Origin of the sequence: Rhodococcus sp. BP-241, from assembly GCF_019836145.1 — a bacterium.
GTDB lineage: Bacteria > Actinomycetota > Actinomycetes > Mycobacteriales > Mycobacteriaceae > Rhodococcoides.
In genome coordinates this window covers 92,938-108,741 of the sequence record NZ_JABUEI010000011.1, presented here as the reverse complement: position 1 = coordinate 108,741, position 15,804 = coordinate 92,938, and the positions used below count along the sequence as shown (strand labels likewise).

The 15,804-nt window shown below is 68.6% G+C and carries 18 protein-coding genes and 1 tRNA gene; 7 read left to right on the top strand and 12 right to left on the bottom strand.

Annotation, left to right across the window (positions count from 1 at the left end; genetic code table 11):
• Positions 1-56: 56 nt before the first annotated feature.
• The 4 genes from HQ308_RS19270 to HQ308_RS19255 all read right to left on the bottom strand — a co-directional run bounded on the left by HQ308_RS19270 (position 57) and on the right by HQ308_RS19255 (position 3,914).
• A complete protein-coding gene (locus HQ308_RS19270; protein ID WP_222647536.1) occupies positions 57-2,387 on the bottom strand; it encodes an MMPL family transporter in 2,331 nt (776 codons plus the stop codon).
• 56 nt (positions 2,388-2,443) lie between these two features.
• Positions 2,444-3,082: a TetR/AcrR family transcriptional regulator gene (locus HQ308_RS22765; RefSeq protein ID WP_051613574.1), complete on the bottom strand. Its 639-nt coding sequence runs from the start codon at positions 3,080-3,082 to the stop codon at positions 2,444-2,446.
• A gap of 93 nt (positions 3,083-3,175) precedes the next feature.
• On the bottom strand, positions 3,176-3,757 hold the full coding sequence (locus HQ308_RS19260) for an antibiotic biosynthesis monooxygenase (RefSeq protein ID WP_027506614.1): 582 nt from the start codon (positions 3,755-3,757) through the stop codon (positions 3,176-3,178).
• Positions 3,758-3,776: 19 nt separating this feature from the next.
• A complete protein-coding gene (locus HQ308_RS19255; protein ID WP_155957101.1) occupies positions 3,777-3,914 on the bottom strand; it encodes a hypothetical protein in 138 nt (45 codons plus the stop codon).
• A 351-nt stretch (positions 3,915-4,265) separates the two neighbouring features.
• On the opposite strand from HQ308_RS19255, the gene HQ308_RS19250 reads away from it, so the two are divergent.
• Together HQ308_RS19250 and HQ308_RS19245 are read left to right on the top strand one after the other, a co-directional pair.
• On the top strand, positions 4,266-5,327 hold the full coding sequence (locus HQ308_RS19250; protein WP_027506613.1) for an acyl-CoA desaturase: 1,062 nt from the start codon (positions 4,266-4,268) through the stop codon (positions 5,325-5,327).
• Positions 5,328-5,362: 35 nt separating this feature from the next.
• The gene (locus HQ308_RS19245) at positions 5,363-6,244 is read left to right on the top strand and encodes a sterol desaturase family protein (RefSeq protein WP_222647535.1); all 882 of its coding nucleotides are present in this window, start codon (positions 5,363-5,365) and stop codon (positions 6,242-6,244) included.
• A gap of 52 nt (positions 6,245-6,296) precedes the next feature.
• On the opposite strand, the gene HQ308_RS19240 is transcribed toward HQ308_RS19245, so the two are convergent.
• From HQ308_RS19240 to HQ308_RS19215, 6 genes are all read right to left on the bottom strand, one after another.
• Entirely contained in the window at positions 6,297-6,980 is a 684-nt protein-coding gene (locus HQ308_RS19240) for a YceI family protein (protein WP_222647534.1), read from the bottom strand.
• Positions 6,981-7,052: 72 nt separating this feature from the next.
• Positions 7,053-8,069 carry an aldo/keto reductase gene (locus HQ308_RS19235; protein WP_235579009.1) on the bottom strand — a complete coding sequence of 339 codons (1,017 nt, stop codon included), beginning with the start codon at positions 8,067-8,069 and terminating at the stop codon, positions 7,053-7,055.
• Between the two features lie 67 nt (positions 8,070-8,136).
• A tRNA-Ser gene (locus HQ308_RS19230) sits at positions 8,137-8,227 on the bottom strand.
• Positions 8,228-8,296: 69 nt separating this feature from the next.
• Complete coding sequence (locus tag HQ308_RS19225; protein WP_027506610.1) at positions 8,297-8,494, bottom strand: CsbD family protein; 198 nt, start codon at positions 8,492-8,494, stop codon at positions 8,297-8,299.
• 117 nt (positions 8,495-8,611) lie between these two features.
• Positions 8,612-9,049, bottom strand: a complete 438-nt coding sequence (locus HQ308_RS19220; protein ID WP_027506609.1) for a nucleoside deaminase — start codon at positions 9,047-9,049, stop codon at positions 8,612-8,614.
• 32 nt (positions 9,050-9,081) lie between these two features.
• Positions 9,082-9,639, bottom strand: coding sequence for a tRNA adenosine deaminase-associated protein (locus HQ308_RS19215; RefSeq protein WP_027506608.1), 558 nt, complete (start codon positions 9,637-9,639; stop codon positions 9,082-9,084).
• A 121-nt stretch (positions 9,640-9,760) separates the two neighbouring features.
• Here HQ308_RS19215 and HQ308_RS19210 point away from each other — a divergent pair, with 121 nt between their 5' ends.
• A complete protein-coding gene (locus HQ308_RS19210) occupies positions 9,761-10,720 on the top strand; it encodes a prephenate dehydrogenase (protein ID WP_307096718.1) in 960 nt (319 codons plus the stop codon).
• Positions 10,721-10,732: 12 nt separating this feature from the next.
• On the opposite strand, the gene HQ308_RS19205 is transcribed toward HQ308_RS19210, so the two are convergent.
• The gene (locus HQ308_RS19205; protein WP_269320107.1) at positions 10,733-11,341 is read right to left on the bottom strand and encodes a putative glycolipid-binding domain-containing protein; all 609 of its coding nucleotides are present in this window, start codon (positions 11,339-11,341) and stop codon (positions 10,733-10,735) included.
• 313 nt (positions 11,342-11,654) lie between these two features.
• Between HQ308_RS19205 and HQ308_RS19200 the strand changes: the two genes are divergently transcribed.
• The 3 genes from HQ308_RS19200 to HQ308_RS19190 are packed head-to-tail and all read left to right on the top strand — an operon-like array spanning position 11,655 to position 14,049.
• On the top strand, positions 11,655-12,815 hold the full coding sequence (locus tag HQ308_RS19200) for a DNA (cytosine-5-)-methyltransferase (RefSeq protein WP_222647548.1): 1,161 nt from the start codon (positions 11,655-11,657) through the stop codon (positions 12,813-12,815).
• Positions 12,815-13,624, top strand: coding sequence for a hypothetical protein (locus HQ308_RS19195; RefSeq protein ID WP_222647533.1), 810 nt, complete (start codon positions 12,815-12,817; stop codon positions 13,622-13,624). The genes HQ308_RS19200 and HQ308_RS19195 overlap by 1 nt, the downstream gene beginning before the upstream one ends.
• Entirely contained in the window at positions 13,621-14,049 is a 429-nt protein-coding gene (locus HQ308_RS19190; RefSeq protein WP_027506605.1) for a very short patch repair endonuclease, read from the top strand. Before HQ308_RS19195 ends, HQ308_RS19190 begins: the two co-directional genes overlap by 4 nt.
• Positions 14,050-14,051: 2 nt before the next feature.
• Here HQ308_RS19190 and HQ308_RS19185 read toward each other — a convergent pair whose 3' ends face one another.
• Positions 14,052-14,561 (bottom strand): hypothetical protein, encoded by a 510-nt coding sequence (locus HQ308_RS19185; RefSeq protein WP_051613553.1) that lies wholly within the window; start codon positions 14,559-14,561, stop codon positions 14,052-14,054.
• A 95-nt stretch (positions 14,562-14,656) separates the two neighbouring features.
• On the opposite strand from HQ308_RS19185, the gene HQ308_RS19180 reads away from it, so the two are divergent.
• The gene (locus HQ308_RS19180; protein WP_222647532.1) at positions 14,657-15,799 is read left to right on the top strand and encodes an FAD-binding oxidoreductase; all 1,143 of its coding nucleotides are present in this window, start codon (positions 14,657-14,659) and stop codon (positions 15,797-15,799) included.
• The last annotated feature ends 5 nt before the right edge of the window (positions 15,800-15,804 follow it).

Here is a 15,804-nt window from a genome sequence, read left to right as displayed (position 1 = left end):
CTTCCTTCTCGACAGGACCCGTCGGACGACAGGCGTGGTGGGTGCAGTTCATCGACTCAGCTCCGGTTCGCCGGCTGCTGGGTCGCCGGTGCGGTCTCGTCCGTCCTGCGGACGAGTTTCTCACCTTCGATGTCCACGTTCGGCAGAATCTTGTCCAGCCACTTCGGCAGGTACCAGGCCTTGTCGCCGAGCAGCGCCATGACCGCGGGGATCAGAATCATGCGGACGATGAAGGCGTCGAAGAACACTGCCGCCGCGAGGGCGAAGCCGATGGACTTGATGAACGAGTCGGGCTCGAGCATGAACGCTGCGAACACCGAGATCATGATGACCGCCGCGGCCGCCACGACGCGGGCTCCGTACTTGAAGCCCGTGACGATGGCGTCGCTCGCATTCGCTCCGTGGACGTACGCCTCCCGCATCCGGGACACCAGGAAGACCTGGTAGTCCATCGCGAGTCCGAAGACCACACCGATCAGGAAGATCGGCATGAAGCTGACGATGGGCTGCGGGTTGGAGATCAGCCCCAGTCCGCCTTCCTGGAAGATGAAGACGGTGGCACCGAAGGTGGCGAGCACGCTGAGCAGGAAGCCCAGTGTCGCCGTCAGCGGCACCAGGATCGACCGGAACACGACCATGAGCAGCAGGAATGCCAGTCCGACGACGACTGCGAGGTACGGGATCAGGGCCTTCTGGAGCCGATCCGAGACGTCGATCTCGAGCGCGGTCTGGCCTGTGACGCCGTAGGTGACGCCGTACTCGGATTCCAGACCACCCCGGGCGTCGCGCAGCGCGGTCACCAGGTTCTGCGTGTCCTCGCTGATCGGCGAGCTCTCGGGAGTCACCGACACCAGGGCGGTGTCGCCCGCCGGGTTGAGCCCGGCCTGCTGTGCGTTGGTCACGTCGGGTTCCGCCGCGGCCTTGTCGACGACGGCCTGGAAGGCCGCCGTCCGATCGGCCTCGGGAACGTTGCTCGCGTCCACGACCATCAACAGCTGTCCGTTGCGGCCCGGGCCGAAGCCCTGGTCGACCAGGTCGTACGCCTCACGAGCGGGGGTACCCGGTTCGGCGGTGGCCACCGACGGAAGCGCCAGTCGCAGCGACGTCATGGGACCGGCGATGACACCGAGGATCACGACGCCGACGATGAGGACCAGTGCGGGACGCTTGATCACCATGCGCACCCACCGCAGGCCGTTGGTCGGCTTGTCGTCGTGCTCCGGGTCCGGGACGGTGCGGATCTTGCCGGCGAAGGCCTTCTTGCCGAACAGACCGAGCACGGCGGGGAGCATCGTCAAGGCGACGAGGACGGCGACGAACACGCCGAAGCCTGCGGCGAGACCCATCTGCGAAAGGAACGGGATGCCGACGACGCGAAGCGCGACCAGGGCGATGAGCACCGTGGTTCCGGCGAAGACGACGGCGCTGCCCGCGGTACCGACAGCACGTGCGGCGGCTTCTTCTCTGTCGTCCGTCTCGCTCAGCTCGTTGCGGAAGCGGGCGACGATGAAGAGGGAGTAGTCGATGGCGACGGCGAGGCCGATCATGATGGCCAGGATGGGCGTGAACTGCGTCAGTTCCGCGAAGCCCGATGCGGTCGTGATGGTCAGGCTCGTCACGCCGATTCCGACGATGGCGGTGATCAGCGGCAGTCCGGCGGCGACCAGCGACCCGAACATGACGACGAGGACGACGGCGGCGACGGCCAGGCCGATCAGCTCGGCGGTGCCGCCGGGCGGCTCGGCGGCCTGCATGGCGCTGCCACCGATCTCGACGGTGAGCCCTGCGTCACGGGCGGGCTGGGCGGCGTCGGTCAGCTCGGTGCGGATCTCGGCCGTGACATCGGTGACGGTGCCGGTGATGGGCACGTCGAGGATGCCGATGGTCTTGTCCGGTGAGAGCGGCGACACGGCCGCGGCGTTCGCGGCCGCGACGTCCGGCGCGAGACCGGCCTCCGCGTACTGATCGACGATCGCCTGGTTGCCGGCGATCGGATCGAGGAGCGGCATGGCACCCTCGGGCACCGGTCCGGCCGCGGGATCGGCCTTGGCCGTGTCCTTCACGGCGGCGATGCCGCGAATGTTCGCGATGACGCCGTCGATGGCCGCCGTGTTCTCGGGCGAGTCGAGCGTGGTGCCCGCGGGTGCCTGGAACACGTACTGCGCGGACGCCGACGTGAGCGGATCCTCGCCGCCTCCGAAGCGCTCCTTCTGCAGATCCAGCGCAGCCTGGGCGGGGGTTCCCGGGATGGAGAACGACGTGCTCGTCGGGCCGGACAACGTGGCCGCGCCGATACCGGCCAACACCAGGATGGCGAGCCAGATCGGCAGCACGATGCCTTTCCGACGGTACGAGAACCGTCCTATGCGATACAGGAAGGTGGCCATGAGAGTTCTCCTCGTTCGGGGGGGTGTCGTGCTGCGGGTGACGGACGGACGCGCGATCAGTCGGGCGGGAGCGGGGTGGAACCGGTGAGCGGCGCTCGGAAGCCCCGTTCGAGTTGTTGCATGGCGAGGCGGACCACTTCGCCGGCGGATTCTGCTGTGGTGGAGCCTTTCTCGGATGCCTCGGCGAAGAATCCGAGTGCGGCGCTGACGGTGGCGCCCACCGCGGCCTGGACCAACGAGGGGTACAGGTCCCGATCGGGATCGAGCCCCGTGCGCCGGGCCACGGCCTTCTTGAACGCCGCGGAGAGCGAGCGGTCGAACTCGAGCTTCTTCGCCAGCAGAGCCGGCGACTCCTCGACGAACCGCGCGACCGCGACAGTCTCGGTCAACTCGCGCTCGGGATCGTCGACGATCTCGAAGACGATGGCGCGCACCGTGTCCCAGAAGTCCTCGTCCTGCGGCCGGTGTTCGATCAGGTCCACCCACTCGAACGCTGCCTGCTCGAGGTAGTACAGCGCCGCTTCTTCCTTGCTGGAGAAGTAGTTGTGGAACGTGCGCGTCGACACCCCCGCGTCGCGGGCGATCGCCTCGGCGGTCACGGTGTCGAAACCCTGTTGCCGCCCGAGACGGATCGCGGCAGCACTGAGCGCTGCACGGGTCTCCGCCTTCTTGCGGTCGCGTAGTCCGGAACTCACGGATCCCACAGTACGGAACTTGCACGGCTCGGCAAGTTTGCAGTGGTGTGCACTTTTGTGACGCTCACCACGCTCGCGCGGTGTTTCGAACCGTCAGGGAGTGAGCCAGCGCTTCACACGGGCGGTGATGAACGGCAGCAGGACGTACACCATGAGGGGTGTGCTCACGAGGGTGACGAGCAGGGTCCGGAGTACAAGACCCAGCGAGAGGTACTCGGAGACAAGGGTGTTGAGCAGAAGAGACAGGGGGAAGAACGCCGACCAGATGACGATGGCCTGCTTCCACCGAGGCGGCGGAGCGCCCACGACGCGGACCGCGTCGGTGAGCGTCGACTGTGGCTCGAACCACCCTTCGACCCCGGTGAGGCGATGCGTCACATGGTCGTCCGCCACACCCACACCACGCGCGACCCAGGCACGCCGGAAGGGCGACGAGAGCCACTCCTGCAGATGAGCGTCCGAATCGAATCGGTAGAGCACGTAGTACTCGTACGGATCGGTCGAGGAGCGCAGCCACCCGCCGCCCAGGAACCCGTCGAACGTGCGCAGCACACTGATTCCGGCATCGGTCCAGGCCACGAAGTCCTGCTCACGGCCGGGCGTGATGCGCCGCGCCACCGAGGTCGTGACCGCGGTACTCGTGGACGTGGACCGGTCGTCCCGGGGTTCAGTCATGTCAGGCGATCGAGAGGAGTCAGTTCTTCTCGGAGAACAGCTGGGTGTAGACGGGCGGCGCCGCGTTGACGACGTCCCTGGCAGCGGACGTAGCGGGAGCCTCGACGGGCTCCGCGTCGGCGGTGACGGGTGCGAGAAAGATCAGTTCGGGTTCCATGGAAACCCCTTCATCAGTAGTTCGGTGGTGAGGAGAACGAGTCGTCCGTCACGAGGGGGAGAACGAGGCGCCGGTGAGAACCGCGGCGTGCTCGTGATCCGAACACTACGCCACGGCGCCGACCTGGCGCGGTACTACCACGCCCGGCCACGTCGACCGTCGTCTGTGGATGCACTGAGAGAAGACGACCGACACTCTCGGACTGTCGACGCCGTGCCCTGCCTGTGTCACACTTGTGACAGAGGCGTGACCTGAGCACTTCCCGCCCTCTCCGCGGTTCTCACCACTGCATCGACTGCCAGAACGACCGACAGCCACCGTGGCCAGACCGTCCACAGAACAGAGGCACCAGTGTCCGTCACCGCCGAACGCCCCAGAGATCGATTCGTCAGTTCGTACACCGAGCTGTCCGTCGCCGTGCGCGCCTCGGGGCTGATGTCCCGCCGCCGCGGTTTCTACTGGTCCCGCATCATCGGCACCGTGGCGGCCTTCGTCGCCGTCTGGGTCGGTGCGTTCCTCCTGGGCGATTCGTGGTGGCAGCTCGCGCTCGCCGTCGCCCTCGCCGTCGTGAGCACGCAGTTCGGCTTCCTCGGTCACGACGGCGCCCACCGCCAGATGTTCGACTCGGCGAAGTGGAACGAGTGGACGGCCCGCATCCTGTCCGGCACCTTCGCAGGACTCTCGCTGCACTGGTGGCAGGGCAAGCACAGCAAGCACCACAACGCGCCGAACCAGATCGGCAAGGATCCCGACATCGGGAACGGGCCCATCGCCTTCGTCCCCGAGTACGTCGCGCAGCGCACCGGCTTCTACGGCGCGTTCACCCGCCGCCAGGGCTGGCTCTTCTTCCCGCTGCTCACCCTCGAAGGCGCCGCACTCCACGTCGCCAGCGTGCGCACGCTGATCGGCTCCAAGGAGATCAAGCACCGCAAGCTGGAGCTGTCGCTCATCGCGCTGCGGCTCACCATCGGGTTCGCACTGCCGTTCCTCGCGATGCCGGCGGGGCTCGCGGTCGGCTTCATCCTCGTGCACTTCGCCGTCTTCGGCGTTCTGCTGGGCGGCTCGTTCGCGCCCAACCACAAGGGGATGCCGCTGGTTCCGGCCAACGCGAAGATCGACTTCCTTCGCCGCCAGGTCCTCATGTCACGCAACGTCGACGGCGGCCCCGTCACCGACTTCATGATGGGCGGCCTCAACTACCAGATCGAGCATCACCTGTTCCCCAGCATGCCGCGGCCGAACCTCAAGAAGGTGCGGCCCATGGTGCGCGAGCACTGCGCCAAGCACGGGGTCACGTACACCGAGACGTCGCTCGTGAAGTCCTACGGCATCGTCGTCCGCTACCTCAACCAGGTGGGACTGTCGAAGCGCAACCCCTTCGACTGCCCGCTGGTACGCGAGTACCGCGCCTGAGCTCGGTGTGACCGCGGTCACGTAGACTGCGGCGGGTGATCGCCGATCTCTGGAACAGTCTGCCGACCGCGCTCCGCGACCCGGTCGCCCTCGCGGTGCCGGCATTCCTCGTTCTGCTCGCGCTCGAGTGGACCGCAGCGATCGTCCTCGAAAGCCATAGCGACGAGACCGAGGACGAACCCGGCCGACCGACCCGTGGAAGCTACCTCCGCGCCGACGCCCGGGCCAGCATCGCGATGGGGCTGGTGTCCATCGCCACCACCACCGCATGGAAAACCCTGGCGCTGCTGGGCTATTCGCTGATCTTCGCGTATGTCGCACCGTGGCAGCTGCCCTCGGACCAGTGGTACACGTGGGTGATCCTGCTGCTCGGCGTCGACGTCCTCTTCTACTGGTATCACCGCATCGCGCACCGCACGCGCATCGTGTGGGCCACGCATCAGGCGCACCACTCGAGCGAGTACTTCAATTTCAGCACCGCACTACGGCAGAAGTGGAACAACAGCGGCGAGATCCTGATGTGGCTTCCGCTGCCCCTGCTCGGCGTCCCGCCCTGGATGGTGTTCACCGGGTTCGCGATCAACCTGGTCTACCAGTTCTGGGTGCACACCGAGCGCATCGACCGGATGCCGCACTGGTTCGAGTTCGTCTTCAACACGCCGTCGCACCACCGCGTGCATCACGGCCGCGACAAGGAGTACCTGGACAAGAACTACGCCGGCATCCTCATCGTGTGGGACCGCCTGTTCGGGACCTACGCCGACGAGACGTTCCGACCGCACTACGGGCTGACGACTCCGGTGCAGACGTTCGACATCCTGAAGCTCCAGACACACGAGTACGCCGCCATCGCACGGGACGTGCGGACGGCGGCGACTCTTCGACAGAAACTCGGTTACATCGTCGGACCGCCCTGACACGACGACCGGCCTCCGGCCTACCCGGATGGACTCCCGCGGACGCTACGGCTCAGGCCTTCCCGAGCGTCACCAGGAAATCGACGGAGCCGGTCGGATCCACGGTCACGAAGCCCAGCGACGGCGGCTCGATGCCGTAGTCGGTCCATGTCGCGGGAATGTTGCCCGAGGCGACGATGGTCTCGCCCGACCGGAGCACCTGCGTCTCGACGCTCACGTCGCGCGTCTGGCCCTTGAGGGTCAGCGTGCCGTCGAGGGTGACGGTCGCCGTGGTGCCGTCGGTGGGCACGGTGGACAGGTCCACCGGCGACGTCACCGTGAACGTGGCGGTGGGGTTGTTCGCGACATCGAAGATGTTGCCGCGGAACTGGTTGTCGCGCCGATCGCTGTCGGTGGTGATGGTCTCGGTGCGCACCACGATCTCACCGGCGGTGAGCTCCTCGTTCGCGATCGTGGCGCTTCCCGAGACGTCCGGCGTGGTGCCGACGACTGTGACGTCGGTGCCGTTGAGCACCTCGGCGACGGTGTACCCGGCCGACGTCGGGTTCGCTGCGTCACCGGGCGTGACGGTCCACTCACCGTCCAGATCGCCCGTCGCCGCCTCGGCACCGGAGGTGGACACCGACGCCGCCGGATCGCTGCTCTCGATCGACGAGTAGATGCGCGGTCCGACGACGAGCGCCACGATCGCCAGGACGACGACCACGGCTCCGGTGATCCACCATTTCTTCTTCATGGGACGAACTTTAGTTGTCGCTTCAACGTGCGGCCACCGCTGCGGCCTGGGAATCCCCTGTGAAAGCGTCCGTCACCACGTCGAGTGAACGACGTCCCGGAGGTAGCGGTCGTAGATGCTCTGCACGCCGGCATCGAACTCGGCGCCGAGAAGCGCGACGCGCCCCGCCTCGGCATTGGCACGAGCCTGGTCCACGTTGCGGGCTCCCGGGATGACCGTCGAGATCTGCGGGTGCTGCCACAACCAGGCGATGGCGGCGGCGGCGGGCGTCGTACCCTCCGGAGCCGCGTCCGCGACCAGGGCGGAGAAGTCACGAGCCGCCGCAAGGCCCGTGTCGAACGGAACGCCCGAGAACGTCTCGCCGACGTCGAAGGCCTCACCGTTGCGGTTGAAGTTGCGGTGATCGTTCTCGGGGAACGTCGTCGACTCGTCGTACTTCCCCGAGAGCAGGCCCGAGGCCAGCGGCACCCGCGCGATGATGCCGACTCCGGCATCGGCGGCGACGGACAGCACCTCGTCGACGGGCTTGAGCCGGAAGGCGTTGACGATGATCTGCACGGTGGCCACGTTCGGTCGGCGGATCGCCTCGAGCGCCTCCGCGACCGTCTCCACGCTGACGCCGTAGTGCGCGATCGCCTGCTCCTCGACGAGGGTGTCGAGGGCATCGAACACCTGGTCGTCGCCGTACACGGCAGAGGGCGGGCAGTGCAGCTGCACCAGTTCCAGGGTGTCGACACCGAGGTTGCCGCGCGACCGGTCCACCCACGTGCGGAAGTTCGCGAGCGTGTAGTTCTCCGGCACCTGGTCGACGCGTCGACCCATCTTGGTCGCCACGGTGACGGTGTCCCGCAGGCCGCGATCGGCCAGGAATCCGCCGATCACCCGCTCACTGCGCCCGTCGCCGTACACATCGGCCGTGTCGAAGAAGGTGATGCCGCTGTCCACGGCGGCGTCGAGCACCGCCACGGCGTCCTCCTCGGACACGTCGCCCCAGTCGGCTCCCAACTGCCAGGTGCCGAGTCCGACGCACGACACCTGCCGGCCGGTGCGTCCCAGGGTGCGGTTCTCCATCGCGTTCATGTTTCTCATCTCGTCGGTGTACCCGAAGTTGGTGAACGACAAAGCCCCCCAGCTGCCGAGGCAGGTGGGGGGCTCATGGCGGTGGCGGAGGGATTTGAACCCTCGGACGGGGGTTACCCGTCACACGCTTTCGAGGCGTGCTCCTTAGGCCGCTCGGACACGCCACCGGCGGATACGTTACCGGATGGGTGGCGCGGATCCGAAATCGCGACGTCAGGAGTCACGCTCGGGGTACCTCAGTGGCCGGTGAGCTTGTCCTTGATGTTGGACGCGGCGTCCTTGACCTTCTCCACGCCGTCCTTGACAGCGGCGGAGGTCTGATCGCCCTGGCCCTCGGCCTTCAGGTCCTGGTCGCCGGTGGCGTCGCCCGCGGCTTCCTTGCCCTTGCCCTTGAGGTCTTCTGCCTTGTTGCCGATCTTGTCGTCGAGTCCCATGTGGTGCTCCTTCGAAGCGGAAGAACATGACGTCCACCCCTCCGTTTCGGCGAGGCGGGCGACGCAACGCTGCGTCTGGTGTTCTACCGGGCAGTAATACCCCGTCGACGGATCGCGTCAAACGTCGTTCGCGGTTCGAAAGAAGTCCCGAACCAGACCGGCCGCGTCGCTCTCGAGGACGCCGCCGACCACCTCCGGTCGATGCGTCAGACGCCGATCCCGCACCACGTCCCACAGCGAGCCGACGGCGCCCGTCTTCGGTTCCCAGGCCCCGAACAGCAGTCCGTCGACTCGCGAGAGCACCGCCGCGCCCGCACACATCGTGCAGGGCTCCAGCGTGACGACGAGAGTGCAGCCGGTGAGTCTCCAGCCGTCCCCGTGCCGTTCGGCGGCGGCGCGGAGCGCGAGCACCTCGGCGTGGGCGGTCGGGTCCCCGCGGCGTTCGCGTTCGTTGACCGCGGACGCGATCTCGTCACCGTCGGCGTTCACGACGACGGCACCCACGGGAACGTCGCCCGCCGGCGTGGTGCGGGCGACCTCCAGGGCGCGACGCATCCAGACGTCACGCAGGTGGAGAGGCACCACGGTCAGCGGGGCAGCTTGTCGAGCACCGCGGCGAACTCCGCGGCGAATCCCAGTCGCGCGGCAATCATGCCGAGCTGCTCGTCGGGGTAGAGGTCGGACTCGGCCAGGATGACGCCGAGGACCGGCTCGGGAAGACCCATGTCGCTCAGCAGATCCAGATCGCCCTCGTCCCACGGCTCGACGTCGTCGAGCTCGTCCGGATCCAGATCGGGCACATCGACGTTCAGTCGGTCCAGGACGTCGGCCGCGATGTCGTAGTCGATCGCCGCGGTGGCGTCCGACAGCAGGACCCGCGTGCCCGACGGTGCCGGACGCAGCACGACGAAGAACTCGTCGTCGACATCGAGGAGCCCGAACACCGCACCGGCACTGCGGAGTTCGCGAAGCTCGGTCTCGGCGGCACTGAGACTCGTCAGGGCGTCCGCGGACAACGGCCGGCACGTCCACGTGCCCTCCTCGCGGACGACCGCGATGGCGAACCCCTCGAGATCGTCGTAGTCGTCGGAGCGGTTGTCACCTCGACCCTGGGACGAGGTACTGCCTCCGCGCTGTGCAGCCATGCGCGCAACCGTAGTCCCACACCGTCGCCCCGGCGTGCAGACCTCCCTGTTCAGGGGAAACAGCGGGAGATTTCGGTGTCGTGCACCCGGCGGACGGTGCCGATGTGGAAATCTTCCCCCGGTGAACACACCCGACCGTCCCGTCTGCGTCCTGGGCCTCGGCCTCATCGGGGGCTCGTTACTGCGCGCCGTGGTCGACTCGGGTCGCCCGGCATGGGGTTGGAACCGATCGACCGGTGCCGTGGATGCCGCTCGCGCCGACGGGTACGACGTCACGGCGGACATCGCCTCCGCCCTCCAGCGCGCCGCCGAGGAGGACGCTCTCGTCGTCGTTGCGGTGCCCATGCCGGCGGTCGACACCGTCCTGGAATCGGTGGCCGCGCACGCGCCGCACTGCGTGCTCACGGACGTCGTCAGTGTGAAGGCGGAGATGGCGGCCGCGGTCGCACGTGCCGGACTCGGCGCTCGGTTCGTCGGCGGACATCCCATGGCCGGCACATCCGCCTCGGGGTGGCTCGCGGCCGACGTCGATCTCTTCCGCAACGCGGTCTGGGTCGTCACCGTGGACGACGACACCGACCCCGACGCCTGGCTCGCGGTCGCCGATCTCGCACTGTCCTCCGGATCCGTCGTCGTCCCGGCCCGAGCCGACGACCACGATCGCGCCGTCGCCCGCGTGTCCCATCTCCCGCATCTGCTGGCGGAAGCACTCGCCGCGGTGGGCGCGCAGGGCGGGGAGCTCACGTTGCGGCTGGCAGCCGGCTCGTTCCGCGACGGCACCCGTGTGGCAGGAACAGCTCCAGCCCTGGTCAGCGCGATGTGTGATGCCAACGCGCCCGCCCTGGTCGACGCGCTCGACGAGGCGCTCGCCGCGTTGCACAGCGCCAGGGACGCTCTCGTCGCCGACGCCTCGACCGAGACACTGGTGTCCGCGGGCCATGCGGCGCGGTCGCGCTACGACGAGCAGTTGCAGTGGTGGGAGATCACCGACGTCGTCGTCGGCTCGCCGTCCTGGCAGGGCGACCTCGTCGACGCCGGTCGCCGCGGCGGTGTGGTGCAGCGGCTGCCCCGGCGGGCGTGACGGTCCGACCCGTCAGATGCGCTCGGCGAGTCCCCGGTAGTCGGCGACGAACCCGTCCGAGTCGACGCTCACGGCCGACGTCCCGACGGGCGAGACCACCTCGAACTCGTGCGGCCCGCGGCTGTAGGACAGTGTCTCCGCGCGGGCGGTGAGGACCGGCAGACCGACGTACACGACGGGCACCTGGTGATCGGCCGGGTTCGTCTGCAGGCCGAGACGACGGATGGCGAGCGTGTTGAAGAAGGGGCTCCACACGAGCTCGACGTCGAGTGCACCGCCGAACGAGCTGCGGGTCGGTGACCCGTCGTCGACGAGCCAGTAGCCCTCGGAGTCGCGACTAATGGAGACCTGCTTCTCCCCCGACGCGACGGCCGCGCGCACGGACAACCGCTTGGTCACTCCCGATTCGTCCGTGACCAGGTCGTACGACGCGGAGAACGCCGGGTGTTCGTCGCACTCGCCGCCGATGATCCGGCCGGCGGCCTTGATCCGCTTGCCGTTGAGCTGGACGCGCACCGACTCCATACGCGGGGCGCTGTGCGCGCGCCACGTCAGGATGGCCGGCCACGACGAGCCCGTCACGTCGGCGGACGACAGGGAATCGGCGGTGGGTGTGGTCACGCGTTCACGGTAGATCACACGAGCACGACAAGTACCGGAGCCGGGCGAATTGCCTGTGAATCCGCGTCCCCGTCAACGTCCGAGTGCCCCGTTCTCGCGAGATGAAACGGTCACGAGCAGGGTTTTCGTCGACAGTGGGCGTGAGTCGGCGCACCACGCCCCCGTCTGCGGGCGCTGCTCACAGCGGTGTCGCCCTCTCGGTCGGACTCCGTGTCGGTGTTCTCGAGTAGCCTCACTCGAGATCGACGTCGGTACCCGGAGCCGCCGTCGCACACGACGGTGAGCGGGGGTACGCGTGTCCAGACAGGGTGCCATGGTCGGCCTGTTCGCCGGCATCGGCGGTCTGGAGCTGGGCCTGGCGCGCAGCGGGTGGTCCACAACTCAGCTCTGCGAGATCGACGCCGGCGCGGGGGCGGTGCTGCGCTCGCGCTTCCCCGACGTGCCGCTGCACACCGACGTCGCGACGCTGCGGGCGCTCCCCGCCGGAACAGAGCTGGTCGCAGCCGGTTTCCCGTGCCAGGACCTCTCGCAGGCCGGTCGCACGGCGGGGATCACGGGCGCGCGGTCGGGTCTGGTCGACGAGGTCTTCCGACTCGTCGCACGCAAGCGTGGTCCCCGGTGGCTGCTGATCGAGAACGTGCCCTTCATGTTGCAGCTCGGCCGCGGCGCGGCGATGCGGCACATCACGCACGCGCTCGAGGATCTCGGTTACATGTGGGCGTATCGCGTCGTCGACGCTCGCTCGTTCGGCCTGCCCCAGCGGCGTCAGCGCGTCGTCATGCTCGCCTCACGTACGGACGACCCGCGTGAGGTGCTCTTCGGACCCGACGCGGGCATCCCCGAGGCCGGCGACGCCGACGTCCTTCCGTGCGGCTTCTACTGGACCGAGGGGGTGCGCGGCCTGGGCTGGGCGATCAACGCGGTGCCGACGCTCAAGGGCGGATCGACTCTCGGTATCGCCAGTCCCCCGGCCGTCCGGCTCCCGTCCGGCGAGCTGGTCACCCCGGGCATCTCGGACGCCGAGCGGCTGCAGGGTTTCGACGCCGGGTGGACCGCCCCCGCCGTCGGGTCCCCGGGTGTCCGGGCAGGGCATCGGTGGAAGCTGGTCGGCAACGCCGTGAGCGTGCGCATGGCGACCTGGGTCGGTGAGCAGCTGGCCAACCGCACTCCCTACGACGAGGGGTCCGACACCGAGCTCGTACCCGGCCAGAGCTGGCCGTCGGCCGCGTGGGGCCGTGACCGTCGCGCGTTCCGGGTACCCGCGAGCACCTGGCCGGTCCAGCACCCCTACGAGGATCTGAGCGGATTCCTGGAGGAGTCGAAGTTGTTGTCCGCCAGGGCCACTGCCGGGTTCCTCAAGCGCGCACGCTCGGGTCGGCTGCGCTTCGCCCCCGGGTTCCTCGACACGGTCGAGTCGCACCTGCACAGGATGACCGACGATCCCGTCGTCCCCGAACCCGTTCGCGTGGCCTGATGTTCCCGTTGACGTTCGCACTCGACTTCGCCGGCGACCGTCCCGCGCCCGATGCCGACCGCGGGGAGAAGAAGAACTACGCGCAGCGCCTGTCCAACAACCTCGCGCAGGTGGTCGCCGATGCGTTGAGGCCTCGGTATCCGTCCATCACGCCCGACGCGCACGGCATGGGCCAGGAAGCGCAGGTGGACGTCGCGAAGGGACGCAAGCGGCTCGACGTCAAGGCACTCGATCCGACGCTCGGCCTCATCCTCTGCGTGTCCGTGAAGACCTACAGCTTCCAGGACTACAGCCCCACGTCCGGTCGGCTCGGCCGCTGGACGAAGAACATCGTGCGCAACGACCACGAACTGCGGGGTGAGGCGATGGTGCTGCACCAGCGCCAGCCGTACAGTGTGCTCGTCGCCGTGATGTTCGAGCCCTGGTCGACGTGCGAGGACGGCGATCCCGCGAAGAGCAGCGACATCGGCAAGAGTTCGTTCGCGCATCACGTCACGACGCTGTCCAAGCGGTCGGGCCGCGGCAAGCGCCCCGTCGTCGGCATGCCAGGCCGTGCGTGGGTCGACCTCGGGGCCGAGGACACGCGCTACGACCTGTTCGAGAAGGTGTTCATCGGTCTCTACGAGCCGGACGGCCCGTACCGGGGTGAGGTGCGCTTCTTCGACGTCGACGAGGCGCCGCCGCGCAACGGCCGTCCGTCGGACCGCACCACACTCTCGTTCGAGGAGTTCGTCGAGGTGGTGCACTCGGAAGTGGAGCGGCGCAACAGGTTCGCCCCCAGCTGGTCCGAGATCGACGACGACGAATGACGCCCGACGCTCGGGCGACGCCGCCGACGGACGCCGCGACCAGTGCCCGGTTCAAGAAACAGAAGCGGCGTGACACCAAGCCCGAGGTGGCCCTGCGGAAGGAACTGCACCGAGCGGGACTGCGGTACTTCGTCGACAAGGCCCCACTGAAGGGCATGCGACGACGGGCCGACGTGGTGTTCCCGCGTCGCCGAGTCGCGGTGTACGTCGACGGATGCTTCTGGCACAGCTGCCCGGAGCACGCCACCCACCCGCGCAACAACGCCCAGTGGTGGGCGGACAAGTTGGCTGCCAACGTCGCTCGGGACCGCGACACGGATCGTCGACTGGACGAGGCCGGCTGGACCGTCGTGCGTATCTGGGAGCACGAGGATCCAGCCGTGGCAGCGGAGCGGGTCACCGAGGCAGTGCGCCCCGGCGACTGACGTCAGCGCTCGTGGCGTCCCGGAGTGTCGTGCGGGCCGACGACAGGCGCATCGGCGTGTCCGAGACCGGTGGTGCGGTCCGTGACGTTCCGGTCCGTGACGTTCCGGTCTGCGGGATTCTGGTTCTGCTGTGCCGCGTTCGCGTCCTGTCGACGCGGGGTGCCGTCGTCGTGGACGGTCGGGTCCAGCTTGTTCGCCCGCTCCCACTCACGGTCCAGTTCGTCACGCCCGGTGGCGGCAGTGCCCTGGTGCTCCTGCGCGCGCTGCTGCGCGATGCGGGCCTCCGCTGCCGCGGCGTCCGCCTCGGCCTGCGCACGACGGGCGTCGGCCTCGGACTTCTGCGCGAGCGCCTCCGACCGCTCCACCTCCGCGCTGCGCTCGGCGGCCCGCTCCCGGATCTCACCGGCCTGCTCGACGCGCTTCTGCTTCGCCTTCTTCGACAGTGCGACGCCGACGGCGACGAGCAGCAACACCACCACGACCGCGATGACGATCCAGACAGCTGTGTTCATGACGGCTCCCGATGTTCGAGTGCGCGCACGGTTGCGCGCGGGACGGGGTACCCCTGGCGCCCGATTTCCACACGGGCCGCCTACCCTCGACCGCCATGACCACCGATGTCGCCTCTCGAGCGCTCGACGTACTGGTGATCGGCGGCGGTATCGCGGGTGCCTCGCTCGCCTGGGAACTCTCGTCCGATCGAACCGTGTGTCTCCTCGAAGCGGAGTCGACCCTGGCGATGCACTCGACCGGGCGTTCGGCTGCGATGTTCCTCGAGACCTACGGCAACCACGTCATCCGTGGCCTGACGACGGCGAGCAGGGCCTTCCTCGTGGACCCGCCGGACATGGTGCGCGGAACGGTCATGACTCCGCGCCCCTTCGTGCAGTTCGCACGTCCGGGTCGGGGCGACGCTCTCGCGGAGATGTTCACGACTCTGCGGACACTGTCTCCTGATGCCCGCCTGCTCGAGACCGCCGAGGCGGTGGACCGGGCGCCCCTCCTGCGGCCTGCGGCAGTCGAGGCGGCCATCGTCGAACCGGGCGCACTCGACATGGACGTCGACGCGCTGCACCAGGGCTTCCTGCGCGGAGCACGCCGCCGCGGATGCACCGTTCGTACCGGGGCGCGGGTCGTCGCGATCGACCGCGTCGGCGAGCAGTGGCGGGTCGATCTCTCGACCGGCGACACTCTCGTCGCCACGGTGGTGGTGAACGCGGCGGGTGCCTGGGCGGACGACCTGGCCGACCTCGCAGGCGTACCGAGGATCGGCCTGCAGCCGCGACGACGCACCATCGCCGTGATGGACGCGCCGCCCGAGATCGCCGACACCCACCACCCGCTGATCAGCGACATGGACGAGTCGTTCTACATCAAGCCGGAGGGTGTCCGTCTGCTCTGTTCCCCTGCCGACGAGACACCGTGCCCGCCCGGTGACGCGAAGCCCGACGATCTCGAGATCGCCCGCGCCCTGGACGAGATCACGGAGGCGACCGTGGTGACGAGCCGCCGTGTCCGGTCGTCGTGGGCCGGTCTGCGCTCTTTCGTCGCCGATCGCACACCGGTGGTGGGGTTCGACCCGAGCGTGGAGGGCTTCTTCTGGTGCGCGGGTCAGGGTGGGTACGGCATCCAGACGTGCGCGGCACTGGCGCGCGTCGGTGCGGCGCTGGTCCGCGGCGAGCCGCTACCGGCCGATGTGACCGACCGGGGCGTCACCGCGGAGGACCTGGCGCCGGGCCGGCTGCGCTGAGCCGC

What these genes read in the sequence shown, in the direction of transcription:
- HQ308_RS19270 (WP_222647536.1), bottom strand. Translation starts at nt 2,387, where the DNA reads ATGGCCACCTTCCTGTATCGCATAGGACGGTTCTCGTACCGTCGGAAA.
- HQ308_RS19260 (WP_027506614.1), bottom strand. Translation starts at nt 3,757, where the DNA reads ATGACTGAACCCCGGGACGACCGGTCCACGTCCACGAGTACCGCGGTC.
- HQ308_RS19255 (WP_155957101.1), bottom strand. Translation starts at nt 3,914, where the DNA reads ATGGAACCCGAACTGATCTTTCTCGCACCCGTCACCGCCGACGCGGAG.
- HQ308_RS19240 (WP_222647534.1), bottom strand. Translation starts at nt 6,980, where the DNA reads ATGAAGAAGAAATGGTGGATCACCGGAGCCGTGGTCGTCGTCCTGGCG.
- HQ308_RS19235 (WP_235579009.1), bottom strand. Translation starts at nt 8,069, where the DNA reads ATGAGAAACATGAACGCGATGGAGAACCGCACCCTGGGACGCACCGGC.
- HQ308_RS19225 (WP_027506610.1), bottom strand. Translation starts at nt 8,494, where the DNA reads ATGGGACTCGACGACAAGATCGGCAACAAGGCAGAAGACCTCAAGGGC.
- HQ308_RS19220 (WP_027506609.1), bottom strand. Translation starts at nt 9,049, where the DNA reads ATGCGTCGCGCCCTGGAGGTCGCCCGCACCACGCCGGCGGGCGACGTT.
- HQ308_RS19215 (WP_027506608.1), bottom strand. Translation starts at nt 9,639, where the DNA reads ATGGCTGCACAGCGCGGAGGCAGTACCTCGTCCCAGGGTCGAGGTGAC.
- HQ308_RS19200 (WP_222647548.1), top strand. Translation starts at nt 11,655, where the DNA reads ATGGTCGGCCTGTTCGCCGGCATCGGCGGTCTGGAGCTGGGCCTGGCG.
- HQ308_RS19195 (WP_222647533.1), top strand. Translation starts at nt 12,815, where the DNA reads ATGTTCCCGTTGACGTTCGCACTCGACTTCGCCGGCGACCGTCCCGCG.
- HQ308_RS19190 (WP_027506605.1), top strand. Translation starts at nt 13,621, where the DNA reads ATGACGCCCGACGCTCGGGCGACGCCGCCGACGGACGCCGCGACCAGT.
- HQ308_RS19185 (WP_051613553.1), bottom strand. Translation starts at nt 14,561, where the DNA reads ATGAACACAGCTGTCTGGATCGTCATCGCGGTCGTGGTGGTGTTGCTG.
- HQ308_RS19180 (WP_222647532.1), top strand. Translation starts at nt 14,657, where the DNA reads ATGACCACCGATGTCGCCTCTCGAGCGCTCGACGTACTGGTGATCGGC.